Consider the following 23,930-nt stretch of genomic DNA (forward strand, 5'->3'; position numbering starts at 1 on the left):
GGCTTTTTCTTAGCTTCCCAACACCTTCATCGCTTCCCGCGTCACGTTGTCCATCTCGTCCAGCAGCTCCAGAAACTCCGGCTCAAGATCGGATTCTGGCGTACCCGCGCGGAGCTGCTGTTCAAGCAACTGGCAGAGATTTTTCAACCGCGGCACGCCGCTGTAGCCGCAGCTACCGTGCAGTTTATGGATGGCCTCCAGCAGCCCTTCAGGGTTTTCGCCCACCAGCTGTTCTTCAACCTTGTTACGGATCTCAGGCAGGAAGTCCACCAGCATTTGCAGCATATCGCGGGCCAGATCGGCTTTGCCTGCTGCCTGGCGCAGCGCCAGTTGCCAGTCAAACGTGGCATTCTGGTTAACGCTGATTTCCGGCGATTCAGCTGAAATGGTGTACGTCCCGCCAATGTGCCCCGGTTTGTAGCGCAGCAGCAGGCTGTGCAGCTTCTCTTCATCAATCGGTTTCGCCAGATAATCGTTCATGCCCGCACCCAGCAGTTTCTCTTTTTGTCCCGCCATCGCGTGCGCCGTCACGGCAATCACCGGCGTCTGCTGCTGGTGCGGAAGCTGACGAATTAATTCGCAGGCGCGGATGCCATCCATGCCCGGCATCTGAATATCCATTAGGATCAGGTCAAACTGCATCTGTTTGGCTTGTTCTACGGCTTCGGCGCCGCTGGTACACAGTTCAACGTGCTGAACCTGATCCTCAAGCAGCACGCCAATCAGCTTAAGGTTTGCCGGGTTATCATCCACGGCCATCACCGTCATCGGCAGCTTATGTTCGTCGTTTTCCAGCGGCAGGGACTGATGCGTCAGACGGCAATATTCGGTCAACGCAGGTAACAGCCGTGTGGCGGTGAGGGGTTTCAGCAGACATGCCGCCGCCCCGTCGTTTTTAAGCTCTTCGGCGTTGATTTGGGCGTGGCACGGCAGAGCCAGCAGCAGGTAGTCCGTCATTGAGGCCGCCTTCGCCAGCCGTTCCTGCTGCATGGTCAGTTCTCCGGTAAACGTCACCGGAATCCCCAGCAAAAGAATATCGTAATGATCGTTCGCCAGCGCGGAGAAGGTCGGGCTGTAGACCACCTCCAGCGGCGTGCTGCTTAATACATCCAGCGTACACTGCGCCGCGGCGGCGTTCGGTTCCACATAGGCCAGACGCATCCCTTTCAGGCAGTCGGTGACCGGACCGTCGGTTTGCACGTTCGGATTAAGATCAAGATTGATATGGAACCAGAAGGTCGAGCCCCGGTTAGGCTGGCTGTGGAAGGAGATATCGCCTCCCATCTCTTTCACCAGCTTTTGGGTGATCACCAGACCCAGGCCCGTTCCGCCGTGCCGACGGGAAATGCTCGCATCGGCCTGGCGGAACGCCTGGAACAGACGCGACTGATCGCGCTCCGGAATGCCGATGCCGGTATCCCGGATCTGAACTTCAATCTGGACCTTATTATTACTGAGCGCCCTTTTTTCGACCAGAATGTCGATGTTGCCGCTCTCGGTGAACTTAATCGCGTTGCCCACCAGATTGGTGATGACCTGTTGCAGGCGCAGCGGGTCGCCAATGACGTTATCCGGTACGTCATTTTTGATATTGAGCGTCAGTTCCAGCCCCTTATCATGCGAGGAGTGGGCGAGAAGCGTGACCACGTCATCCAGTGTGCTGCGCAGCGGGAAGGGGATACTCTCCAGAATCAACTTGCCCGCTTCCAGCTTCGAGAAGTCCAGTACGTCGTTAATAATGGTCAGCAGGTTGTTGGCTGAGCGTTCAATGGTATGCAGGTGGTCACGCTGGGTCGGGTTGAGCTCGCTTTTGAGCGTCAGACGGGTGAAGCCAATCACCCCGTTCAGCGGCGTGCGCAGCTCATGCGACATGTTCGCCAGAAACTCAGACTTAATACGGGCCGCCTCCTGAGCGCGTTTTTTCGCCAGATCCAGCTCCACGTTCTGAATCTCCATCTGCTCCAGCGTTTCGCGCAGGTCAGAGGTGGCCTGGTCAACGTTGTGCTGCATCTCTTCGTGATAAGCCGCCAGCGACATCGCCATTGAGTTGATGCCGTTTTTCAGCATATCCAGCTCGCCGAGCATGAAGCCTTCCACGCGGCTGTCCAGCTGACCCCGGCGGATCCGGTCAACGGTATTCACCATGTTACGGATAGGCCCCGTGACGTCGCGCATCAGCCGCCAGCCGAAGATCAACGCGATGCCGATACAGAACAGCATCATCACGCCGGAGATGAATATTTCTTTGTACTGCTGGAGCCGCACCGACTTGAGATCCAGCTCCAGCGCCACATATCCCAGCATATTATTGCTGGACTTCGCATCGGACTGGGCGGATTCGTCGGGTGAATAGCTTTCTGAGATAATCGGCGTGCGCAGGATCATGATATCGCCGCGCCGCAGGACCGTGAGATGACGCGGGAAAGGGGTACCTTCCGGGATTTTCAGCGACGTGGGATCCAGATGGAAATTCGAGGTGACGAAAAGACGGTTATGCTCATCGTAAACGGAAATGGCGCGCACAATCTCTGAATGACGGCGGTGCAGCACGCTGATTAACTGACCAATGGATTCACGGTTTTGCAGGTTCATACCGTACTCGCTGGAGACGGCCAGCGGTTCGATAATGCTGGCCCCGGCATCTTCAAGCTGTCTCTGCAAATCGTTATAGCGATGCACCACAAAGAAAATGCTCAGCAGCAAACCGATGAGAACGGTAGGAGCGAGGATCAAAATCATCATGCGCGCGCGCAGGCTGTAGTTGGTCATGGAGTTCCGTTATGGGACAATCAGGCTAATTATGTTTATTTGAGAACAATCTCGGCGATGGCGCAATTCTACTCTGCAAAACGACGCGTGACGACGCGTCAGATCATAACTGTTGAAGCCTCTGACCTCGATCCTTTTGGACAGGGGGTAGCGCGTCACAAGGGTAAGACACTGTTTATCACAGGTTTGCTGCCAGGAGAACGCGCAGATATTACGCTGACGGAAGACAAACGCCAGTATGCGCGCGGCCAGGTCAAGCGCCGTCTTAATGATAGCCCGGAGCGCGTGACGCCTCGCTGCCCCCATTTTGGCGTTTGCGGAGGCTGTCAGCAACAGCATGCCAGCACAGAATTACAGCAAAAAAGTAAAAGCAACGCGCTGGCCCGCCTGCTAAAACATGACGTCAGTGACATCGTTGCTGACCAGCCGTGGGGCTACCGTCGCCGCGCTCGCCTGAGTCTAAGCTACCAGCCAAAAACTGAACGGCTGGAGATGGGTTTTCGCAAAGCCAGCTCCAGCGATATCGTCTCCATCACGCAATGCCCTGTTTTGGTGCCCCAACTTGAGGCACTGCTCCCGGCCGTGCACCACTGTCTTGCATCGCTGGATGGTGTGCGTTCGCTTGGCCATGTCGAACTGGTGCTGGCCAACGGCGGCCCGCTGATGGTGCTGCGCCACACCGCACCGCTGTCCAGGACAGATCGCGAAAAACTGGAACGCTTTTCGCATTCTCATGAGCTTGCGCTTTTCCTCGCGCCGCAAAGCGAGATACTTGAGCAGGTTAGCGGAGACGCGCCCTGGTATGCGTCAGACGGGCTACGCTTAACGTTCAGCCCGCGGGATTTTATCCAGGTCAACGACGGCGTGAACCAGCAGATGGTGGCGAACGCGCTGGCGTGGCTTGACGTTCAGCCCACCGATCGGGTGCTCGATCTGTTCTGCGGTATGGGTAACTTTACCCTGCCGCTGGCCCGCAAAGCAGCAAGCGTGGTCGGGGTGGAAGGCGTTGAGGCGCTGGTGGCGAAAGGCCAGGAGAACGCCCAACAGAACGGCTTGCAAAATGTGACATTCTTTCATCAAAATCTTGAGGATGATGTTACTCAGCAACCGTGGGCTAAGCAGGGCTTTGATAAGATCCTGCTCGATCCGGCGCGCGCAGGTGCGCCGGGCGTGATGCAGCATATAATTAAACTCGCGCCTGAACGCGTGGTCTATGTTTCCTGTAACCCGGCGACGCTGGCCCGTGACAGCGAAGCATTATTGAGCGGGGGTTACCAGATTCGGCGTCTGGCAATGCTGGACATGTTCCCGCACACTGGACATCTGGAATCAATGGTGTTGTTCGAGCACATCTAATGAGTTTGGCTTGTCGACTTCGACAGGCCCTTGTCCCTAAAGGAGAGGACGATGGTTGCGGTAAGAAGTGCACATTTAAATAAAGCTGGTGAGTTTGACCCTCAAAAATGGATCGCAAGTCTGGGGATTTCCAGCCAGCAGTCGTGTGAACGCTTAACCGAAACCTGGGCCTATTGTTTACGCACAACGCAGGGGCATCCGGACGCTGAACTGCTGTTGTGGCGCGGCGTGGAGATGGTTGAAATTCTCTCCATGCTTAACATGGATATCGAAACGCTACAGGCCGCGCTGCTGTTCCCACTGGCAGATGCTAACGTGGTGACGGAAGACGTGCTGCGTGAAAGCGTCGGCCAGTCCGTCGTGGCGCTCATCCACGGCGTGCGTGATATGGCCGCCATCCGTCAACTGAAAGCCGCGCAAACGGATTCTGTCTCTTCCGAGCAGGTGGATAACGTCCGCCGCATGCTGCTGGCGATGGTGGATGATTTTCGCTGCGTGGTGATCAAGCTGGCCGAACGGGTTGCCCATCTGCGCGAAGTGAAGGATGCGCCGGAAGACGAGCGCGTCCTGGCCGCCAAAGAGTGTACGAATATCTATGCGCCGCTGGCGAACCGTCTGGGTATCGGGCAACTGAAGTGGGAGCTGGAAGATTACTGCTTCCGCTATCTGCATCCGGCGGAATACAAACGCATTGCAAAATTGCTGCACGAACGCCGCATCGACCGCGAACACTATATCGAGGAATTTGTCAGCGGGCTGCGCCAGTCGATGAAAGAGGAGAATGTGCGCGCCGAGGTCTACGGGCGTCCGAAGCACATCTACAGCATCTGGCGCAAAATGCAGAAGAAACATCTCGCCTTTGACGAGCTGTTTGACGTGCGCGCCGTGCGTATCGTGGCGGAGCGTCTCCAGGATTGCTACGCCGCGCTGGGGATAGTACATACTCACTTCCGCCATCTGCCGGATGAGTTCGATGACTACGTCGCGAACCCCAAACCGAATGGCTATCAGTCCATCCACACCGTGGTGCTTGGCCCCGGCGGCAAAACTGTGGAAATTCAGATCCGTACTAAACAGATGCACGAAGACGCCGAACTGGGCGTCGCCGCGCACTGGAAGTACAAAGAAGGCACTTCCGGCGGCGCGCGCTCCGGACACGAGGACCGTATCGCCTGGCTGCGTAAGCTGATTGCGTGGCAGGAAGAGATGGCCGACTCCGGCGAAATGCTCGACGAAGTGCGCAGTCAGGTCTTCGACGATCGCGTCTACGTCTTTACCCCGAAAGGGGATGTGGTTGATCTGCCGGCAGGCTCTACGCCGCTCGATTTCGCCTACCACATTCACAGCGACGTGGGGCACCGTTGCATCGGGGCGAAGATCGGCGGACGTATCGTACCGTTTACCTACCAGCTACAGATGGGTGACCAGATTGAAATCATCACCCAGAAGCAGCCAAACCCAAGCCGCGACTGGCTGAATCCAAACCTCGGTTACGTGACCACCAGCCGCGGGCGCTCTAAAATTCACGCCTGGTTCCGCAAGCAGGATCGTGACAAGAATATCCTTGCCGGTCGTCAGATCCTTGACGACGAGCTGGAGCATATCGGGATAAACCTGAAAGAGGCGGAGAAGTTCCTGCTGCCGCGCTACAACTTCAACGAGCTCGACGAACTGTTAGCGGCGATTGGCGGCGGCGATATCCGCCTGAACCAGATGGTGAACTTCCTGCAAGCGCAGTTCAACAAGCCAAGCGCGGCAGAGCAGGATGCGGCAGCGCTGAAACAGCTCCAGCAGAAAACCTACGCTCCGCAGCAGCGCAGCAAGGACAATGGCCGCGTGGTGGTTGAAGGGGTGGGTAACCTCATGCACCATATTGCCCGCTGCTGCCAGCCGATACCGGGTGACGATATTGTCGGCTTTATCACCCAGGGGCGCGGGATCTCAATTCACCGCTCCGACTGTGATCAGCTTGCTGAGCTGCAATCGCATGCGCCGGAACGTATCGTGGAAGCCGTCTGGGGTGAAAGCTACTCCGCTGGCTACTCGCTGGTGGTGCGCGTCACTGCCAACGACCGCAGTGGCCTGCTGCGCGACATCACCACCATTCTCGCCAACGAGAAGGTCAACGTGCTGGGCGTTGCCAGCCGCAGCGATACCCGCGAGCAGCTTGCCACCATCGATATGACCATCGAAATCTATAACCTGCAGGTGCTGGGCCGGGTGCTCGGTAAACTGAACCAGGTGCCGGATGTGATTGACGCGCGTCGTCTGCACGGCGGCTGAACATCCTCTTCTGTAGGCCGGGTAAGGCAACGCTGCCACCCGGCATTTTGACATCAGGACAGAACTATGACTCAAATCGACCGCCTGCTTGGCATCATGAAACGCCTGCGCGACCCGGAAAACGGCTGCCCGTGGGATAAAGAGCAGACTTTCGCCACCATTGCGCCTTACACGCTGGAAGAAACCTACGAAGTGCTGGATGCGATTTCGCGCGAAGATTTCGACGACCTGCGCGGTGAGCTGGGCGACCTGCTGTTCCAGGTGGTGTTCTACGCACAGATGGCGCAGGAAGAGGGGCGCTTTAACTTTGACGACATCTGCGCCGCTATCAGCGACAAGCTGGAGCGCCGTCATCCGCATATCTTTGGCGATGCCTCCGCAGGCAACAGTGCGGAAGTGCTGGCGCGCTGGGAGCAGATCAAAAGCGCCGAACGCGCTGAAAAATCCCAGCACTCGGCGCTGGACGACATTCCCCTGAACCTTCCTGCGCTGATGCGCGCGCACAAAATTCAAAAGCGCTGCTCGGCGGTAGGGTTTGACTGGACCTCTCTCGGCCCGGTGCTGGAAAAAGTGCACGAAGAGATCGACGAAGTGATGCATGAAGCGCAGCAGGCCGTTGTGGATGAAGCAAAGCTGGAAGAGGAGATGGGCGATCTGCTGTTCGCGACCGTCAACCTTTCTCGCCACCTCGGTGTAAAAGCGGAAACCGCCCTGCAAAAAGCGAACATTAAATTCGAACGTCGCTTCCGCGAAGTTGAGCGGATTGTGGCCTCGCGCGGCCTGGAAATGAGCGGCATTGACCTCGAGGCGATGGAAGAAGTCTGGCAGGAAGTAAAACGCCAGGAACATGATCTCTAACGAAATTTTGCGATCAAGCGCAATTTGTGTGATTTTTTAAATGACAAGCGCTTGATTTGCGTCAAAAACATTTACCCAAAAGGGGCTATTTTCTCACTCCTTATGTTTGTCATGGCCTGGGAAGGAGACGGAGAATGAAAGTTTGTGGCGCTCGTCGTGTTCGGGTATACTACTTTCCCGTCCTGGTTATTCCATCGTTTCACCCTAACTTCTCAGGTTCAGCATGACAACGAACTATATTTTTGTGACCGGCGGGGTCGTATCCTCTCTGGGTAAAGGCATTGCCGCAGCCTCCCTCGCAGCCATTCTTGAAGCCCGTGGCCTCAATGTGACCATGATGAAACTGGATCCGTACATCAACGTCGATCCAGGCACCATGAGCCCAACCCAACACGGGGAAGTGTTCGTTACTGAAGACGGCGCTGAAACCGATCTGGATCTTGGCCACTACGAGCGTTTCATCCGTACCAAAATGACCCGTCGTAACAACTTTACGACTGGCCGTATCTACTCTGACGTTCTGCGTAAAGAGCGCCGTGGTGACTACCTGGGCGCGACCGTGCAGGTCATCCCACACATCACTAACGCCATCAAAGAGCGTGTCCTTGCCGGTGGCGAAGGGCATGACGTTGTGCTGGTTGAAATCGGCGGTACCGTAGGGGATATCGAATCCCTGCCGTTCCTCGAAGCGATTCGTCAGCTGGCGGTAGATATTGGTCGTGAGAACGCGCTGTTCATGCACCTGACGCTGGTGCCTTACATGGCGGCAGCAGGTGAAGTGAAAACCAAACCGACTCAGCACTCTGTTAAAGAGCTGCTCTCCATCGGTATTCAGCCTGATATCCTGGTTTGCCGTTCCGATCGTGCGATTCCAGCGAACGAACGCGCGAAAATTGCATTGTTCTGTAACGTGCCTGAAAAAGCCGTTATTTCAATGAAAGACGTCGATTCCATTTATAAAATCCCGGGCCTGTTGAAATCACAGGGTCTGGACGATTATATTTGTAAACGATTCAGCTTGAACTGTCCGGAAGCTAACCTGTCTGAATGGGAGCAGGTGATTTACGAAGAAGCCAATCCGGGCGGCGAAGTGACTATCGGTATGGTCGGCAAGTATATTGAACTGCCGGATGCCTATAAGTCAGTTATCGAGGCGCTGAAGCACGGTGGTCTGAAGAATCGCGTCTCCGTCAACATCAAGCTGATTGATTCGCAGGATGTTGAAACGCGCGGCGTTGAAATTCTCAAAGATCTGGATGCGATTCTCATCCCTGGCGGCTTCGGCTACCGTGGTGTTGAAGGCAAGATCGCCACTGCACGCTATGCGCGTGAAAACAATATTCCATACCTCGGCATCTGCCTGGGTATGCAGGTTGCGCTGATTGAATTTGCGCGCAACGTAGCGGGAATGGAAAACGCGAACTCTACGGAATTTGTGCCAGACTGTAAGTACCCTGTCGTGGCGCTGATTACGGAATGGCGCGACGAAGACGGTAACGTCGAAGTCCGTACCGAGAAGAGCGATCTGGGTGGCACCATGCGTCTTGGCGCACAGGCCTGCCAGCTGTCAGACAATAGCGTGGTTCGCAAGCTGTACGGCGAGCCGGTGATTACCGAGCGCCATCGTCACCGCTATGAAGTCAACAACATGTTGTTGAAACAAATTGAAGCTGCAGGTCTGCGTGTTGCAGGCCGTTCCGGGGATGATCAGTTAGTCGAGATCATCGAAGTGCCAAACCATCCGTGGTTTGTGGCCTGCCAATTCCACCCGGAATTTACTTCAACGCCGCGTGACGGGCATCCGCTGTTTGCAGGCTTCGTGAAAGCCGCCAGCGAGTACCAGAAGCGTCAGGCGAAGTAAAAAAAGTTAGAACGGCAACGCGTACCCCTGGTACGCGTTGTTTGTCTGGAGTTTTAGTTTAACTTGTACTGAGGAAAATCTAATGTCCAAAATCGTTAAAGTCATCGGTCGTGAAATCATCGACTCCCGTGGTAACCCGACCGTTGAAGCCGAAGTTCATCTGGAAGGTGGTTTCGTCGGTATGGCTGCTGCTCCATCAGGCGCATCTACAGGTTCCCGCGAAGCGCTGGAACTGCGTGATGGCGACAAATCCCGTTTCATGGGCAAAGGCGTACTGAAAGCGGTTGGCGCTGTTAACGGTCCTATTGCTCAGGCTATCGTTGGCAAAGATGCCAAAGATCAGGCTGGCATCGATAAGATCATGATCGATCTGGACGGTACTGAAAACAAATCTAACTTCGGTGCGAACGCAATCCTGGCAGTTTCCCTGGCGAACGCCAAAGCAGCAGCTGCTGCTAAAGGTATGCCACTGTTCGAGCACATCGCTGAACTGAACGGCACCCCAGGCAAATACTCCATGCCTGTACCAATGATGAACATCATCAACGGTGGTGAGCACGCAGACAACAACGTTGATATTCAGGAATTCATGATTCAGCCTGTTGGCGCGAAATCCCTGAAAGAAGCGGTGCGTATGGGTTCTGAAGTGTTCCACAACCTGGCTAAAGTTCTGAAAGCTAAAGGTATGAACACTGCTGTTGGTGACGAAGGTGGCTACGCGCCAAACCTGGGTTCTAACGCAGAAGCGCTGGCTGTTATCGCTGAAGCGGTTAAAGCAGCAGGCTACGAGCTGGGCAAAGACATCACCCTGGCGATGGACTGTGCAGCATCTGAATTCTACAAAGACGGTAAATACGTTCTGGCTGGCGAAGGCAACAAAGCATTCACCTCCGAAGAGTTCACCCACTTCCTGGAAGACCTGACCAAACAGTACCCAATCGTTTCTATCGAAGACGGTCTGGACGAGTCTGACTGGGATGGTTTCGCATACCAGACCAAAGTACTGGGCGACAAAATCCAGCTGGTTGGTGACGATCTGTTCGTAACCAACACCAAGATCCTGAAAGAAGGCATCGAGAAAGGCATCGTTAACTCCATCCTGATCAAATTCAACCAGATCGGTTCTCTGACCGAAACGCTGGCTGCGATCAAAATGGCGAAAGACGCTGGCTACACCGCTGTTATCTCTCACCGTTCTGGCGAAACTGAAGACGCTACCATCGCTGACCTGGCTGTGGGTACCGCTGCTGGCCAGATCAAAACCGGTTCTATGAGCCGTTCTGACCGTGTTGCTAAATACAACCAGCTGATTCGTATCGAAGAAGCGCTGGGCGAAAAAGCACCTTACAACGGTCGTAAAGAGATCAAAGGCCAGGCATAAGCCTGAACTTTCGTTCTTATGAAAAAACCCGCTTCGGCGGGTTTTTTGTTTTCTATAGCAGAAGCGGCAGCGTGGCGCTGGCCGTTTGCTGGCTTACGTCACCGTAATGGCTGTCTACTGCAATAAGGGAAGTGGTAAGCAGTTCAACCAGCAGCATCACGCCAACCTTGGCATTGAGCGCACCCGCGCTCAGCGGTCCCTCGGGCTTGGCTGCAACCAGCTGTAAATCGCTCAGGGAGGCCAGCGGGCTGCGGGGTGTATTGCTGAGCGCCAGTACCTTAACGCCACGCTTGCGGGCGAGTTTCACCACGTGAAGCAGATCCCGTGTAGAGCCAGAACTTGAGATGGCCACCACCAGCGTCTCTTTCGAGAGCGTCGTCGCATTCATGGCGGCGCGATGCATATCGCTAAACAGCTGTGCAGGTTTGCCGAGTCGCAGCAGCTTGTAATGCAAATACTCCCCCAGAATCGCGCTGGCCGCCACCCCGTAAATTTGCACTGATTGCGCCTGATGCAGGGCCAGTGTCGCCTGTTCAAGCTGGGCCCGGTCGAGGAGTTTTGCGGTATCTTGCAGCGCCTGGACAGACTCATCCACCACGTTATCTATCGCATCTCCTGCCTGACGCTCTGGCAAACCCTGCTGAATATCCAGCGCAAGCGCCATTTTAAATTCGTTATATCCCTTACAGCCCAGCGTGCGGCAAAGGCGTGTGACGCTGGCCTCGCTGGTGCCGCTTTCACGCGCCAGCTCGGTGATCGTCAGGTAGAGCACCCTGGCAGGATCGTTGAGAACAAACTCCCCCAGTTTTTGTTGCGTTGGGCTGTACCCGGAAGCCTCCTGGCGTAGCTTCAGCAGCAGGTTTTCATGGTCCGACATGCTAGATCCTTAATGCGTTTCTCTGCCAACTAGTGTGGCGGAAAGCGGGGGAGAGATGCCAGTCATTTCGAAAAAGTATGATCGGCGTCCTGGTTTTTGGTGGTAATTTTCACAATTAAAATTATATGTGGTAAAAATTTTCATCAACAACCAGGGGGATAAAAAAATGATGCAAATGTTCAGCGGAGCGTCTTCCGGCGGATGGTTTGAAAAAGCGCAGCGCTTTGGCAAATCCTTTATGTTACCCATCGCCATACTGCCCGCAGCAGGTCTGTTGCTGGGGATCGGCGGGGCGCTATCGAATCCGAATACGCTAACCGCGTATCCATTTTTAGACGTTGGCTGGCTACAGGCCATCTTTACCATCATGAGCAGTGCAGGCTCGATTGTGTTCGCAAACCTGTCGGTACTGTTTGCTGTTGGGGTCGCCGTTGGGCTGGCAAAAAATGATAAAGGTACGGCAGGGCTGGCGGCATTACTCGCTTATCTGGTGATGAATGCCACTATCAATGCACTGCTGATCCTGACCGGAAAACTGGCGCATGAGAACCCGGGCGCCGTAGGGCAGGGCATGACGCTGGGTATTCAGACGCTTGAAACGGGCGTGTTTGGTGGGGTCGTTATTGGGCTTGTGACCTGCGCACTGCATCATCGGTTTAATAAAATCGCGCTTCCGCAATTTCTGGGCTTTTTTGGCGGCTCACGCTTCGTTCCCATTATCAGCTCGCTGGCGGCGATACTCGTCGGCGCGCTGATGACCGTGGTCTGGCCGCATTTTCAGAAGCTGATCTTTGGCCTTGGCGGTCTGGTGGATGCCACCGGCTATCTGGGGACATTGCTGTACGGCTTCATCCTGCGCATGCTTGGCCCGTTTGGCCTGCACCACATCTTTTATCTGCCGTTCTGGACCACCGCGCTTGGCGGCAGTGAAATTGTTAACGGTCACCTGGTTGAGGGCACGCAGCGGATCTTCTTTGCCCAGCTCGCGGACCCGAACACCCAGCACTTCTATGAGGGCACGTCGCGCTTCATGTCCGGGCGCTTTATTACGATGATGTTTGGCCTGCTGGGCGCCTGCCTGGCGATGTACCACACGGCTAAACCCGAGAACAAGAAGCGCGTAGCCGGGCTGCTGCTGTCAGCGGCGTTAACCTCTTTCCTGACGGGCATTACCGAGCCCATCGAGTTCTCATTCCTGTTTATTGCGCCGGTGCTGTACGTCATTCATGCGCTGTTTGACGGGCTGGCGTTTATGCTCGCGCACATGCTGCATATCACCATCGGGCAAACTTTCTCCGGCGGGTTTATAGATTTCGTGCTGTTCGGCATTTTGCAGGGTGAAGCGAAAACTAACTGGATGTTCGTCCCGCTGGTAGGCGTACCGTGGTTCTTCCTTTACTACTGTACTTTCCGCTATCTGATTAAACGTTTTGATTTTGCCACGCCGGGCCGTGAAAAGGAGGCGTTGGCTGACGAGGCTACCCTGCCGCAAAGCGAGCGTGCCGCGGCGGTGATCGCCGGATTGGGTGGAAGAGACAATCTGGATGACGTTGACTGCTGCGCCACGCGTCTTCGCGTCACGGTGAAAGACGGTAGCAAAGTTAATGAAGCAGCACTGAAAGCGACCGGCGCGCGCGGCGTTATCGTCCGCGGCAACGGTGTCCAGGTCATCTATGGCCCGCACGTCACCCTTATCAAAAACGAAGTGGAAGAGATCTTATCGTAATGAAAACTGTACTGGATAACCTGAAAGGAAAACTGGTCGTCTCCTGCCAGGCGCTGGAAAATGAACCGCTGCACAGCCCGTTTATTATGTCGCGAATGGCGCTGGCGGCAGCCCAGGGCGGTGCCGCTGCGATCCGCGCCAATAGCGTGGTGGATATCAAGGCTATCAAAGGGCTGGTCTCACTGCCGGTCATCGGCATCATCAAACGGGACTATCCGGATAGCGAGGTGTTTATCACCGCGACGCTCAAAGAAGTGGATGAGCTGATGGCGGTCGCCCCGGACATCGTTGCGCTGGATGCGACCGCCCGGAAACGGCCCGGTGGCGTATCGCTAGGCATGCTGATCGCGCAGATCCGCACCCGTTACCCTTCGCTGCTGCTGATGGCGGATATTGCCACCGTGCAGGAGGCCGTGACCGCGCAGGCGCTGGGGTTTGATTGTGTCGGAACCACCCTTTACGGTTATACGGCAGAGACCGCGGGCCATTCGCTACCGGAAAATGACTGCGCGTTTTTGAAAGAGGTGCTGTCTGCCGTCACGATCCCCGTGATTGCCGAAGGTAACGTGGATACCCCCGATCGCGCGGCCAGGTGTCTGGAGTTGGGTGCGCATACGGTTGTCGTCGGCGGGGCGATCACCCGACCGCAGCAAATTACGGAACGGTTTATGGCGGCAATTGGCGCGCAAAGCACCGATGGAGCATGATCATCTGACGGGGATCTGCGATACTTATCGTTTATTCCCTTAACAGAGTTGACTATGCAGTACCCGATTAACGAGATGTTCCAGACCCTGCAAGGCGAGGGTTACTTTACCGGCGTTCCCGCTATCTTTATTCGTTTACAGGGATGCCCGGTTGGCTGCGCCTGGTGTGATACCAAACATACGTGGGATAAGCTCGCAGATCGGGAAGTGTCGCTGTTCAGCATTCTGGCTAAAACCAAAGAGAGCGATAAATGGGGCGCGGGCAGCGCGGAAGATCTGCTTGCCATTATTGGTCGTCAGGGCTGGACGGCGCGGCATGTGGTGATCACCGGCGGGGAACCCTGCATTCACGATCTGATGCCCCTCACCGAACTGCTCGAGAAGAACGGCTATAGCTGTCAGATCGAAACCAGCGGTACCCATGAAGTGCGCTGCTCCCATTCAACGTGGGTAACGGTTTCACCGAAAGTGAATATGCGTGGCGGTTATGACGTGTTGTCGCAGGCGCTTGAGCGTGCGGATGAGATCAAACATCCGGTGGGGCGCGTGCGTGACATCGAAGCGCTGGACGAACTGCTGGCGACGCTGACGGACGAAAAGCAGCGCGTGATCGCGCTACAGCCTATCAGCCAGAAAGACGATGCAACCCGTCTGTGCATTGAAACCTGTATCGCCCGCAACTGGCGCCTGTCGATGCAGACGCACAAATATCTGAACATTGCCTGATACTTGTGTGGCCCCGCTTAACGCGGGGCTTTTGTTGTTGGCAGTAAAGCCCAGGTCACGACTGCCGACCCAAGGCAAATCGCACTGTTGAACAGCAAGGCATACTGCGCGGCACTGGCCGTTCCCATCGGCAGCCATAGGGCGTATAGCGATGCGGTGACCGCGATCCCCATTGCGCCGCCCAGGGAACTGCCCATCTTATAGATCCCTGAAGCCACCCCCACTTTGTTTTCAGGGGCATTCATTACCGCCGTGTCCGTTGAGGGCGTGGCGTAACATCCGAGCCCCAGCCCGAATAAAATATTGCTCAGAAAGACGGTGACAATGTAGACCTCTTTGCTTAAGAAGGTGCATGAAATCAGCGTAATACCTGTTGCGGTCAGCAGCGGGCCGGTCATCATCGGCAGCCTGGCGCCATAGCGCTGAAGCAGTTTTTCACCCACCCGGATCATCGCCAGTACGGTAACCAGATACCCCAGCGTCATCATACCGGTCTGTAGCGGTGACAGATGATGGCCTTGCTGCAACCAGATGCTGGCGATCATCATGGTGCCAATGCAGCCGTTGAGCAGGAAATTTGAGAATACCGAGGCGCTATAGGCACGGTTTTTAAACAGGGCGAAATCGATCAATGCCGCATCGCCCTTCCGCCGCCCGGTAACGACAAAGCACATCAGTGCAATCACGGCTCCACACAGTACAAGAAGCGATAAACTGCTGCTCCAGCCCCAGCTGTGTCCTTTGCTGATAAACAGATTGAACAGCACCAGCATAAGGACAAAACTCACCAGGCCGCTGATATCCAGCTTGTGTCGACACGCATCAGGGCTGCGGCTTTCCGGCGTGGCGCGGATAAGCAATAGCGCGACCAGAGCCACCACTATCGACAAAATAAAAATCCAGCGCCAGCCCAGCGTGGTGGCGATGGCGCCTCCCACAAACGAGCTCAGGCCACTCCCGCCCCATGAACCAATAACCCAGAAGCTGATTGCGCGCTGGCGTGCTTTCCCTTCATACCAGGTCTTAATCAGCGCCAGCGTGGCGGGCATGATGCAGGCCGCGGATAGCCCCTGTATCGCTCTTCCCAACAGAAACAGGACGGGCTCCCATGAAATGAACAGCAGACCGCTTCCGATCATGCTCAAAATCAGGCCTGTCATGGTCAGGCGCATGCGCCCAAACTTATCGGCAAACCCACCGCAGGCTACGACAAAACAGCCGCTAAACAACGCGCTCAGGCTGACGGCCAGCGTAAGGGTTTCGAGGGCAATGTCGAGGCTATTCTGCATGGCCGGAACCACGTTGATAACCGACTGGGCAAACAGCCAGAAGGTCAGAACGCTCATGACGATACCCGCCAGCAGCCGATCGTTACCGGCGTAGGCGGATGCGTCTGTCAGGGAAACGGTACTCATAATGCAGCCCTCCCGGGAAGGTGCGAATCAGCGCAGATAGTGTTCGGTCAGTGCGGCCCACAGCGCCGCGCCGGTGAGGAGAATAGTGTCGTTAAAGTCGTAGCCCGGGTTATGCACCATGCAGCGGTCAGGCTCATCGCCAGCGCCAAGGGTGAAATAACAGCCATTGGGATTTTTCTCGAGCATGAACGCAAAGTCCTCGCTGCCCATAAACGCATTCACCTCCGCGACGGAATCCTGACCGAACAGATCGGTGGCGACGTTGCGCACCATCTCATTGGCTTGCGGATTGTTTTTCAGTACCGGGCTGCCATTAATGTGTCGAATGGTAGCCGTGGCATTGAAACTTTCCGCCTGCGCAACGGCGATATCATGGATGCGCTGTAGCACGGTTTGCCGCACGCTTTCATCCAGCGTGCGCACGGTAAGTTTCATCAATACTTTGTCGTTGATGATGTTGGGGGCATGTCCAGCCTGAATGCTGCCTACGGTAACGACGGCAGGCTGAAAAGGGGTGATATTGCGCGAAACAATGGACTGCAAAGCGATAGTGATATGACAGGCAACCAGGGTGGCATCTACGGTATGTTCTGGCACCGCACCGTGACCCCCCACGCCGTTAACCTCAATATGAAGGGTGTCAGAAGAGGCCATCATGGCGCCATCGCGCAGACCAATTTTTCCGACGGGCTGTGACGGCATATTGTGCAGACCAAAAATGTGGTCGCAGGGGAACAGGTCAAACAAACCGTCCTCTACCATAACGCGTCCGCCATACAGAAGTTCTTCCGCAGGCTGAAAAATAAGGTGCAGCGTGCCGTTAAAATTGCGGGTGCGTGCCAGGTACTCCGCTGCATACAGGAGCGTTGTGGTGTGGCCGTCATGACCGCAGCCGTGGAATTTACCCTCAACGGTACTGCTCCAGGCCTTGCCGTTGTTTTCCTGCATAGGCAGCGCATCCATATCGGCGCGCAGACCCAGGCGTTTAGGCCCGTTACCCACCTTCAGCGTGCCGACCACACCGGTTTTCGCCAGGCCGCGATGAACCTCATATCCCCATTCCTCAAGCAACGCCGCAACGCGATCGCTCGTATTGTGCTCCTCAAAACCAATTTCAGGATGCTGATGAAAATAGCGACGTAATTCAGTGAACTGGGCCTCTTTGCCGCGCAGAGCTTCGATAATTGGATGTGTCATTTTTGTTATCCTTTTTATGCCAAACGGTGATAATTTCGAGTCTATGACGATCGCACTGCCAGAAAATGCATTTTTTTGTTGTAAAGCGACGGTTTTGTTTTGATTGTTTTTCATACAATTCCGTTATGACAAAAAAGAGCCGGTCATTATTTGTCTTTGATGAGGGGAAAGATGAATCAGCGGGGAGATGAATTTTGGGTGGAGATCCAGGACATTCGCCACTGCGTGGAGGATGAAGGCGATACGCTAACGTTGCTCTGGGTGCTGGAAGGGCGGGCTGAGCTGAATACCGATGTGGGACGTGACATCCTGGAGGCCAATACCCTTGCCATCATCAACCGTCATCGGCGCTGGCAGTTCACGAGCGAAACGGCAAATATCACCCTGCGCGTGTCCCTTTCCGGGCGCTGGGTGGTCCAGCTCTGCAATGATTTTTTTGTCCATGATTACGCTATACCGGCAGAAGCCGGAGGCGTCTGGCCCCAATGCGATGCGCTTCGCGATCTGCTGCGCCAGCTTCTTGTGGTCACCCTCATCAACGACCCACACCGCTACCGGCTGGAGGCGTACCGCTGGCTGAGCGAGATATTGCTGTTGCTGACCAGCCGCTTTCAGCAGCCCGCCCGGTTTTTGTCCCGTGAACTTTCCCCAGCGCACAGCAAACGCATTGCCCGGGTGATAGAGCGGATCAATGCCAGTTATTCTCGCCGTATTACGCTTGCGGAAATCGCCGCGAGTGAATATGTCTCTGAAGCCTGGCTCTCTCGTCTCTTTAGAAAGGAAGTGGGGATCAGTTTCATGCAGTACATCACTACCCTGCGGCTGGAAAAGGCGGCTGACGCGCTCCGTCTGACGAACCGACCGCTGCATCAGATTGCGCTTGAGCAGGGTTTCGCCAGCACGCGTATGATGACCGATCGGTTTCGGCGTGTTCACAATATGTCCCCGGGTGAGTTTCGTAAGTCCCGACGCCAGCACCCGGAGGCCACACGTGTTCGTACGGACAGGTGTGAGCAGCGCTATCCGGTGGCCATGGATAAGCTGTTTAGCCTGCTCAATGAACCGGTGGCGCGCGGCTGGGGAGCCTCCCCGCTTATCGATCGACCGCAGCAGGAGCAGACACTGGATCTTGAGCAGCTTAATCCTCTCTCCACCTCGCTGCGCCGTATGCGGGTGGTCATTACCCTGCGTGAGCTCGACGATTTGCTGCGTGAGGACATTCGTCAGAATCTTGAAGCGATAAATGAGGCCATTCCCATAGAGGGAATTGATATCGCCGAACCTTTTCTCAGCAGCCGTCTGTTTGCCACCGGGTGGGATGACCCCCAGATGGCGGGCTACGCCTGCTGGTACAATCTGCATCAGCTCTTCACCTGGCTGGCAAAAAAGCAATGGACGGTGCTGCTGCACACCGGCGTAACGACCCGTCGCGATCTACTTGCCCGTTTTTTACAACGGTCGGTCAATCATTTTTCGCCCGAGATCACCGCGGGCTGGCACTTTGTCATGCACTGGTCAACACAGGCGAGTGAGGAGACCCGGGAGCAGGTCTGGCTGGCGCAACAAAACGTCATACGCAACTATCTGCCACAGGCAAAGTTTGGTTTATGGCATCGATTTTCACCCGACAGCGCGGGCGTGAGCGACAATACCCTGTTCAGCTCAGCCATCCTGATGCAGGCCGATTTTCTTGCCTGTTCAGCCGATGCCAATGAACTTCTCGATCCTGCGCAGCGGGAGCCAGCCCAACTCTCTTCTACAGAAAATTATCCGGTACAGAAGATCCGCCAGATTATCGCCGCCCTTCGTCTGCGCAAATGTTCGCTTCCCGTCTGGCTTCTCTCCTGGAATACCCTCACCGGGAACACGCGGGCGACAAACGGCTGGTTTTTTCGTGGGGCGCTGCTGATGCAAAGCCTGCTCGGGCTATCGGAGCAGGTCTGGCTAGGGGGATTCTGGCTCAATTCGGGCCTTCAGGGTGAAGCTCGTGCGAACAATACCATCGATACGTCAAGCCTTGCGCTACAGTACAACCATGGTCTCCCACGGCCGGTTTATTGGGTACTCTGGCTCTGGCAACGCCTGCGGGGCGAGGTGCTGGTAAACGACGGGCGTGTTCTGCTCATGCGCCATCACAATGGTTACCAGTTGCTGCTGCGTAATGTGGTGGTTTTTAATCCGCTCCTTTCCAGTGAAGAAGCATTCATCCAGCGTTTTCACCAGCAGTATCATTTACACCTGAAGGGAATGCGCGGTATTTGGCGAATTAAACGCCATCTTTTCGATCAGCATAACGGCGCGCTCTATCCGTTGCTTGAAGGGGTAGGCAGCGAAAGCGGCCCTGACGAAGAGATGTGGCGCTGGATAGCGCACAAAGCGCGTCCAACGCTTTCCCTATACGATGAACGCATTGATGACGGCTGGCAACTGACAGAATCACTGGAGAGTAATGCGCTGGTGCTCTATGAGTTTACGCCGCTCGTGCCTCTTGAGGCCGAAACGGAGGAGATTCACTCCCCGCGGTAGACGCAGCCTGCCGTGCAGGTCTCTTTGATCATCACCGCGCTCAGCAGCGGCACAAGCGGTTTCATCTGATCCCAAATCCATTTCGCCAGCACTTCGCTGGTCGGGTTTTCAAGGCCCGGGATATCATTCAGATAGTAGTGATCGAGACGATCGTAGGTCGGCTTAAACGCGGCCTTCAGTTCGGCAAAGTCCATGATCCAGCCCGTATGGGGATCGACTTCACCGGTGATTTCAAGACGCACCATAAACGAGTGTCCATGCAGGCGGCCACATTTGTGCCCGGCAGGAACGTGTGGAAGGTGGTGTGCGGCTTCGAAGGTGAAATCTTTAAACAGTGTGGTGGACATCATAGCTCTCAGGAATGCGGAAAAAACCGCCGCATAGTACCGGAAAGCACAATTTTTATCATTAACTAAAACGGCTCTGAACGGTCACCGCCTCGTATTCATGGTGTTTATCGACTTTTGTTGTTTTATTTCATATAGTTATTTAATCGCTTTTATCGTTAAGAACGATAACTAAAACAGGTTAGTCCATTTGGTTATTTATTATTTCCATCCCTTCTTTAATTGTTATTATCCCCGCCGTTAACCTTATCTTCAGTTTGGATTTATTCGCTTAAAGTCCGCTTTGCTACTGGAACATAACGACGCATGACAACACAGGCCCCACCTTCAAATTTGCTTCCCCTTAACCCGGAGCAACTGGCGCGCCTCCAGGCCGCGACTTCCGATTTTTCACCCACCCAGCTTGCCTGGGTCTCCGGCTATTTCTGGGGAATGCTGAACCAGCAGCCGGGTGCTGTGGCAGGCGTACCGCCAACGGCCGTTGAAATTCCTGCCATCACGCTTATCTCCGCTTCGCAAACGGGTAATGCCCGTCGTGTGGCCGAAGCGCTGCGTGATGACCTGCTCGCCGCGAAGCTGAACGTTAACCTGGTCAACGCCGGGGATTATAAATTCAAACAGATCGCGTCAGAAAAACTGCTGGTGGTGGTGGCGTCAACGCAGGGGGAAGGTGAGCCTGCTGAAGAAGCCGTCGCGCTGCATAAGTTCCTGTTCTCGAAAAAAGCGCCAAAGCTCGAGGGCACCGCCTTTGCCGTCTTCGGCCTCGGTGATACGTCCTATGAATTTTTCTGCCAGTCCGGTAAAGATTTCGACAGCAAGCTGGCGGAGCTGGGCGCAGAGCGCCTGCTGGATCGCGTAGACGCTGACGTGGAATACCAGGCTGCTGCTGCCGAATGGCGGGCGCGCATCGTTGAGGTGCTGAAGGCCCGCGTCCCGAAAGAGACGCCAGCGCAGGCCGCCGTTACCGTAGCCGGCACCGTTAACGAAATCCACACCAGCCCTTACACGAAAGAGGCGCCGCTGACGGCGAGCCTGTCGGTAAACCAGAAAATCACCGGCCGTGATTCAGAAAAAGACGTGCGCCATATCGAAATCGATCTCGGTGACTCTGGCCTGCGTTACCAGCCTGGCGATGCGCTGGGCGTCTGGTATCAGAACGATCCGGCGCTGGTGAAAGAGCTGGTCGAGCTGCTGTGGTTGAAAGGCGATGAACCGGTTACCGTGGACGGCAAAACGCTCTCGATCTCCGAGGCGCTCCAGTCGCATTTCGAACTGACGGTGAACACCGCCAACATCGTTGAAAACTACGCCACCTTAACCCGCAGCGAATCGCTCCTTCCGCTGGTCGGGGATAAGGCGAAGTTACAGCAATACGCGGCGACAACGCCGATTGTCGATATGGTGCGTTTCTCTCCGGCACAGCTGGATGCTGACGCGCTGGTCGGCCTGCTGCGTCCGCTGACCCCGCGCCTGTACTCCATCGCCTCCTCGCAGGCGGAAGTGGAAAACGAAGTCCACATCACCGTTGGCGTGGTGCGTTACGACATCGAAGGCCGCGCGCGCGCGGGTGGGGCGTCAGGCTTCCTGGCAGACCGCGTGGAAGAAGAGGGTGAAGTTCGCGTCTTTATCGAGCACAACGACAACTTCCGCCTGCCGGCGAACCCCGAAACGCCGGTGATTATGATTGGCCCGGGCACCGGTATTGCGCCATTCCGCGCCTTTATGCAGCAGCGTGCAGCAGACGACGCGCCGGGTAAAAACTGGCTGTTCTTCGGCAACCCGCACTTTACTGAAGATTTCCTCTACCAGGTTGAGTGGCAGCGCTACGTCAAAGAGGGCGTGCTGACCCGCATCGATCTGGCCTGGTCCCGCGATCAGAAAGAAAAAGTATACGTACAAGACAAACTGCGCGATCAGGGCGCAGAGCTGTGGCGCTGGATCAATGACGGCGCCCACATTTATGTCTGCGGCGACGCCAATCGCATGGCGAAAGACGTTGAGCAGGCACTGCTGGAAGTGATTGCCGAATTCGGCGGTATGGATGCCGAAACGGCGGATGAATTTTTAAGTGAGCTGCGCGTAGAGCGCCGTTATCAGCGAGATGTCTACTAATGAGCGAAAAACATCCTGGCCCACTGGTGGTCGAAGGCAAACTGACTGATGCCGAGCGCATGAAGGTAGAGAGCAACTACCTGCGCGGTACCATTGCCGAAGATTTAAATGACGGCCTGACCGGCGGTTTCAAAGGCGACAACTTCCTGCTGATCCGTTTCCACGGTATGTACCAACAGGACGACCGCGATATCCGCGCCGAGCGTGCCGAACAGAAGCTGGAGCCGCGTCACGCGATGCTGCTGCGCTGTCGTCTGCCGGGCGGGGTAATCACTACGAAACAGTGGCAGGCGATCGACAAGTTTGCCGGTGAAAACACAATCTACGGCAGCATTCGTCTGACCAACCGTCAGACCTTCCAGTTCCACGGCATTCTGAAGAAGAACGTCAAGCCGGTGCACCAGATGCTGCACTCCGTGGGTCTGGACGCGCTGGCGACTGCCAACGACATGAACCGTAACGTGCTCTGCACCTCGAACCCGTACGAATCTGAGCTGCACGCCGAAGCGTACGAGTGGGCGAAAAAAATCTCCGAACATCTGCTGCCACGTACCCGCGCCTATGCGGAGATCTGGCTCGATCAGGAGAAAGTCGCCACCACCGATGAAGAGCCGATCCTCGGCCAGACCTACCTGCCGCGTAAGTTTAAAACCACGGTGGTGATCCCGCCGCAGAACGATATCGACCTGCACGCCAACGACATGAACTTCGTGGCGATTGCCGAAAACGGCAAGCTGGTCGGCTTTAACCTGCTGGTGGGCGGCGGTTTGTCCATCGAGCACGGTAATAAGAAAACCTACGCCCGCACCGCGAGCGAGTTCGGCTTCCTGCCGCTGGAGCACACGCTGGCCGTGGCAGAGGCGGTGGTCACGACCCAGCGCGACTGGGGTAACCGTACCGATCGTAAAAACGCGAAAACCAAATATACCCTTGAGCGCGTAGGCGTCGAGACGTTCAAAGAAGAAGTGGAGCGTCGCGCGGGCATCAAGTTTGAGCCGATCCGCCCTTACGAATTCACCGGTCGCGGCGATCGCATCGGCTGGGTGAAAGGCATCGACAATAACTGGCACCTGACGCTGTTTATCGAAAACGGCCGTATTCTTGATTATCCGGGCCGTCCGCTGAAAACCGGCCTGCTGGAAATCGCAAAGATCCACAAAGGCGAGTTCCGTATTACCGCCAACCAGAACCTGATCGTCGCCAGCGTGCCGGAAAGCGATAAGGCGAGAATTGAAGAGCTGGCCCGCGAGCACGGGTTGATGAATGCGGTGAGCGCGCAGCGTGAAAACTCAATGGCCTGCGTGTCGTTCCCGACCTGTCCGCTGGCGATGGCCGAAGCCGAGCGATTCCTGCCGTCCTTCACTGATAAAGTGGAGGCGATTCTGGAAAAACACGGTATTCCGGACGAGCATATTGTTATGCGCGTGACGGGCTGTCCGAACGGCTGCGGCCGCGCGATGCTGGCCGAAATCGGTCTGGTAGGGAAAGCGCCGGGTCGCTATAACCTGCACCTGGGCGGTAACCGTATCGGGACACGTATTCCGCGTATGTTCCGCGAGAACATCACCGAGCCGGAAATTCTCGATTCCCTCGACGTGCTTATCGGACGCTGGACGAAAGAGCGCGAAGCGGGTGAAGGCTTCGGCGACTTTACGGTACGTGCGGGCATCATTCGCCCGGTGCTCGATCCCGCAAGGGATTTCTGGGAGTAATCCATCCTTTGCCCGGTGGCGCTTCGCTTACCGGGCCTACGGGTTTTGTAGGCCGGGCAAACGCAGTGCCGCCCGGC

The 23,930-nt window shown here is 55.8% G+C and carries 16 protein-coding genes; 11 read left to right on the top strand and 5 right to left on the bottom strand.

What is annotated here, in order from left to right; all coding sequences use genetic code 11:
• Positions 1-9: 9 nt before the first annotated feature.
• On the bottom strand, positions 10-2,769 hold the full coding sequence (gene barA / locus ACNQ0T_RS05195; RefSeq protein WP_022649206.1) for a two-component sensor histidine kinase BarA: 2,760 nt from the start codon (positions 2,767-2,769) through the stop codon (positions 10-12).
• A gap of 57 nt (positions 2,770-2,826) precedes the next feature.
• Between barA and rlmD the strand changes: the two genes are divergently transcribed.
• The 5 genes from rlmD (at position 2,827) to eno (ending at position 10,508) form a co-directional block, all read left to right on the top strand.
• Entirely contained in the window at positions 2,827-4,125 is a 1,299-nt protein-coding gene (rlmD, locus tag ACNQ0T_RS05200; RefSeq protein WP_193543170.1) for a 23S rRNA (uracil(1939)-C(5))-methyltransferase RlmD, read from the top strand.
• A 51-nt stretch (positions 4,126-4,176) separates the two neighbouring features.
• Positions 4,177-6,408, top strand: coding sequence for a GTP diphosphokinase (gene relA, locus ACNQ0T_RS05205; protein WP_022649204.1), 2,232 nt, complete (start codon positions 4,177-4,179; stop codon positions 6,406-6,408).
• Positions 6,409-6,474: 66 nt separating this feature from the next.
• Positions 6,475-7,266 (top strand): nucleoside triphosphate pyrophosphohydrolase, encoded by a 792-nt coding sequence (mazG, locus tag ACNQ0T_RS05210; RefSeq protein ID WP_022649203.1) that lies wholly within the window; start codon positions 6,475-6,477, stop codon positions 7,264-7,266.
• A 223-nt stretch (positions 7,267-7,489) separates the two neighbouring features.
• Positions 7,490-9,127, top strand: coding sequence for a glutamine hydrolyzing CTP synthase (pyrG, locus tag ACNQ0T_RS05215; RefSeq protein ID WP_417929708.1), 1,638 nt, complete (start codon positions 7,490-7,492; stop codon positions 9,125-9,127).
• 82 nt (positions 9,128-9,209) lie between these two features.
• Positions 9,210-10,508: a phosphopyruvate hydratase gene (eno, locus tag ACNQ0T_RS05220; RefSeq protein ID WP_022649201.1), complete on the top strand. Its 1,299-nt coding sequence runs from the start codon at positions 9,210-9,212 to the stop codon at positions 10,506-10,508.
• A 52-nt stretch (positions 10,509-10,560) separates the two neighbouring features.
• On the opposite strand, the gene ACNQ0T_RS05225 is transcribed toward eno, so the two are convergent.
• On the bottom strand, positions 10,561-11,385 hold the full coding sequence (locus ACNQ0T_RS05225) for a MurR/RpiR family transcriptional regulator (RefSeq protein WP_015571725.1): 825 nt from the start codon (positions 11,383-11,385) through the stop codon (positions 10,561-10,563).
• 166 nt (positions 11,386-11,551) lie between these two features.
• Here ACNQ0T_RS05225 and ACNQ0T_RS05230 point away from each other — a divergent pair, with 166 nt between their 5' ends.
• From ACNQ0T_RS05230 to queE, 3 genes are read left to right on the top strand one after another with little or no spacing between them, the layout of a single operon-like run.
• Positions 11,552-13,111: a maltose/glucose-specific PTS transporter subunit IIC gene (locus ACNQ0T_RS05230; RefSeq protein WP_126315138.1), complete on the top strand. Its 1,560-nt coding sequence runs from the start codon at positions 11,552-11,554 to the stop codon at positions 13,109-13,111.
• Positions 13,111-13,818, top strand: coding sequence for an N-acetylmannosamine-6-phosphate 2-epimerase (locus tag ACNQ0T_RS05235; protein ID WP_063163539.1), 708 nt, complete (start codon positions 13,111-13,113; stop codon positions 13,816-13,818). Before ACNQ0T_RS05230 ends, ACNQ0T_RS05235 begins: the two co-directional genes overlap by 1 nt.
• Before the next feature lie 54 nt (positions 13,819-13,872).
• Positions 13,873-14,544, top strand: coding sequence for a 7-carboxy-7-deazaguanine synthase QueE (gene queE / locus ACNQ0T_RS05240; protein ID WP_006811780.1), 672 nt, complete (start codon positions 13,873-13,875; stop codon positions 14,542-14,544).
• Positions 14,545-14,561: 17 nt separating this feature from the next.
• On the opposite strand, the gene ACNQ0T_RS05245 is transcribed toward queE, so the two are convergent.
• Positions 14,562-15,959 (bottom strand): MFS transporter, encoded by a 1,398-nt coding sequence (locus tag ACNQ0T_RS05245; RefSeq protein WP_032626005.1) that lies wholly within the window; start codon positions 15,957-15,959, stop codon positions 14,562-14,564.
• A gap of 27 nt (positions 15,960-15,986) precedes the next feature.
• On the bottom strand, positions 15,987-17,156 hold the full coding sequence (locus ACNQ0T_RS05250; RefSeq protein WP_058676752.1) for a M20 aminoacylase family protein: 1,170 nt from the start codon (positions 17,154-17,156) through the stop codon (positions 15,987-15,989).
• Between the two features lie 171 nt (positions 17,157-17,327).
• Between ACNQ0T_RS05250 and ACNQ0T_RS05255 the strand changes: the two genes are divergently transcribed.
• Positions 17,328-19,682 (top strand): helix-turn-helix domain-containing protein, encoded by a 2,355-nt coding sequence (locus tag ACNQ0T_RS05255; RefSeq protein WP_417929710.1) that lies wholly within the window; start codon positions 17,328-17,330, stop codon positions 19,680-19,682.
• On the opposite strand, the gene queD is transcribed toward ACNQ0T_RS05255, so the two are convergent.
• The gene (queD, locus tag ACNQ0T_RS05260) at positions 19,667-20,032 is read right to left on the bottom strand and encodes a 6-carboxytetrahydropterin synthase QueD (RefSeq protein WP_006811776.1); all 366 of its coding nucleotides are present in this window, start codon (positions 20,030-20,032) and stop codon (positions 19,667-19,669) included. The genes ACNQ0T_RS05255 and queD overlap by 16 nt on opposite strands.
• Before the next feature lie 303 nt (positions 20,033-20,335).
• On the opposite strand from queD, the gene cysJ reads away from it, so the two are divergent.
• The gene (cysJ, locus tag ACNQ0T_RS05265) at positions 20,336-22,141 is read left to right on the top strand and encodes an NADPH-dependent assimilatory sulfite reductase flavoprotein subunit (protein ID WP_417929712.1); all 1,806 of its coding nucleotides are present in this window, start codon (positions 20,336-20,338) and stop codon (positions 22,139-22,141) included.
• Complete coding sequence (gene cysI / locus ACNQ0T_RS05270; protein ID WP_302215780.1) at positions 22,141-23,853, top strand: assimilatory sulfite reductase (NADPH) hemoprotein subunit; 1,713 nt, start codon at positions 22,141-22,143, stop codon at positions 23,851-23,853. The genes cysJ and cysI overlap by 1 nt, the downstream gene beginning before the upstream one ends.
• Positions 23,854-23,930 lie beyond the last annotated feature (77 nt).

This window comes from Enterobacter cloacae complex sp.6700776 (genome assembly GCF_048284255.1).
In the GTDB taxonomy this organism is placed as follows: domain Bacteria; phylum Pseudomonadota; class Gammaproteobacteria; order Enterobacterales; family Enterobacteriaceae; genus Enterobacter; species Enterobacter intestinihominis.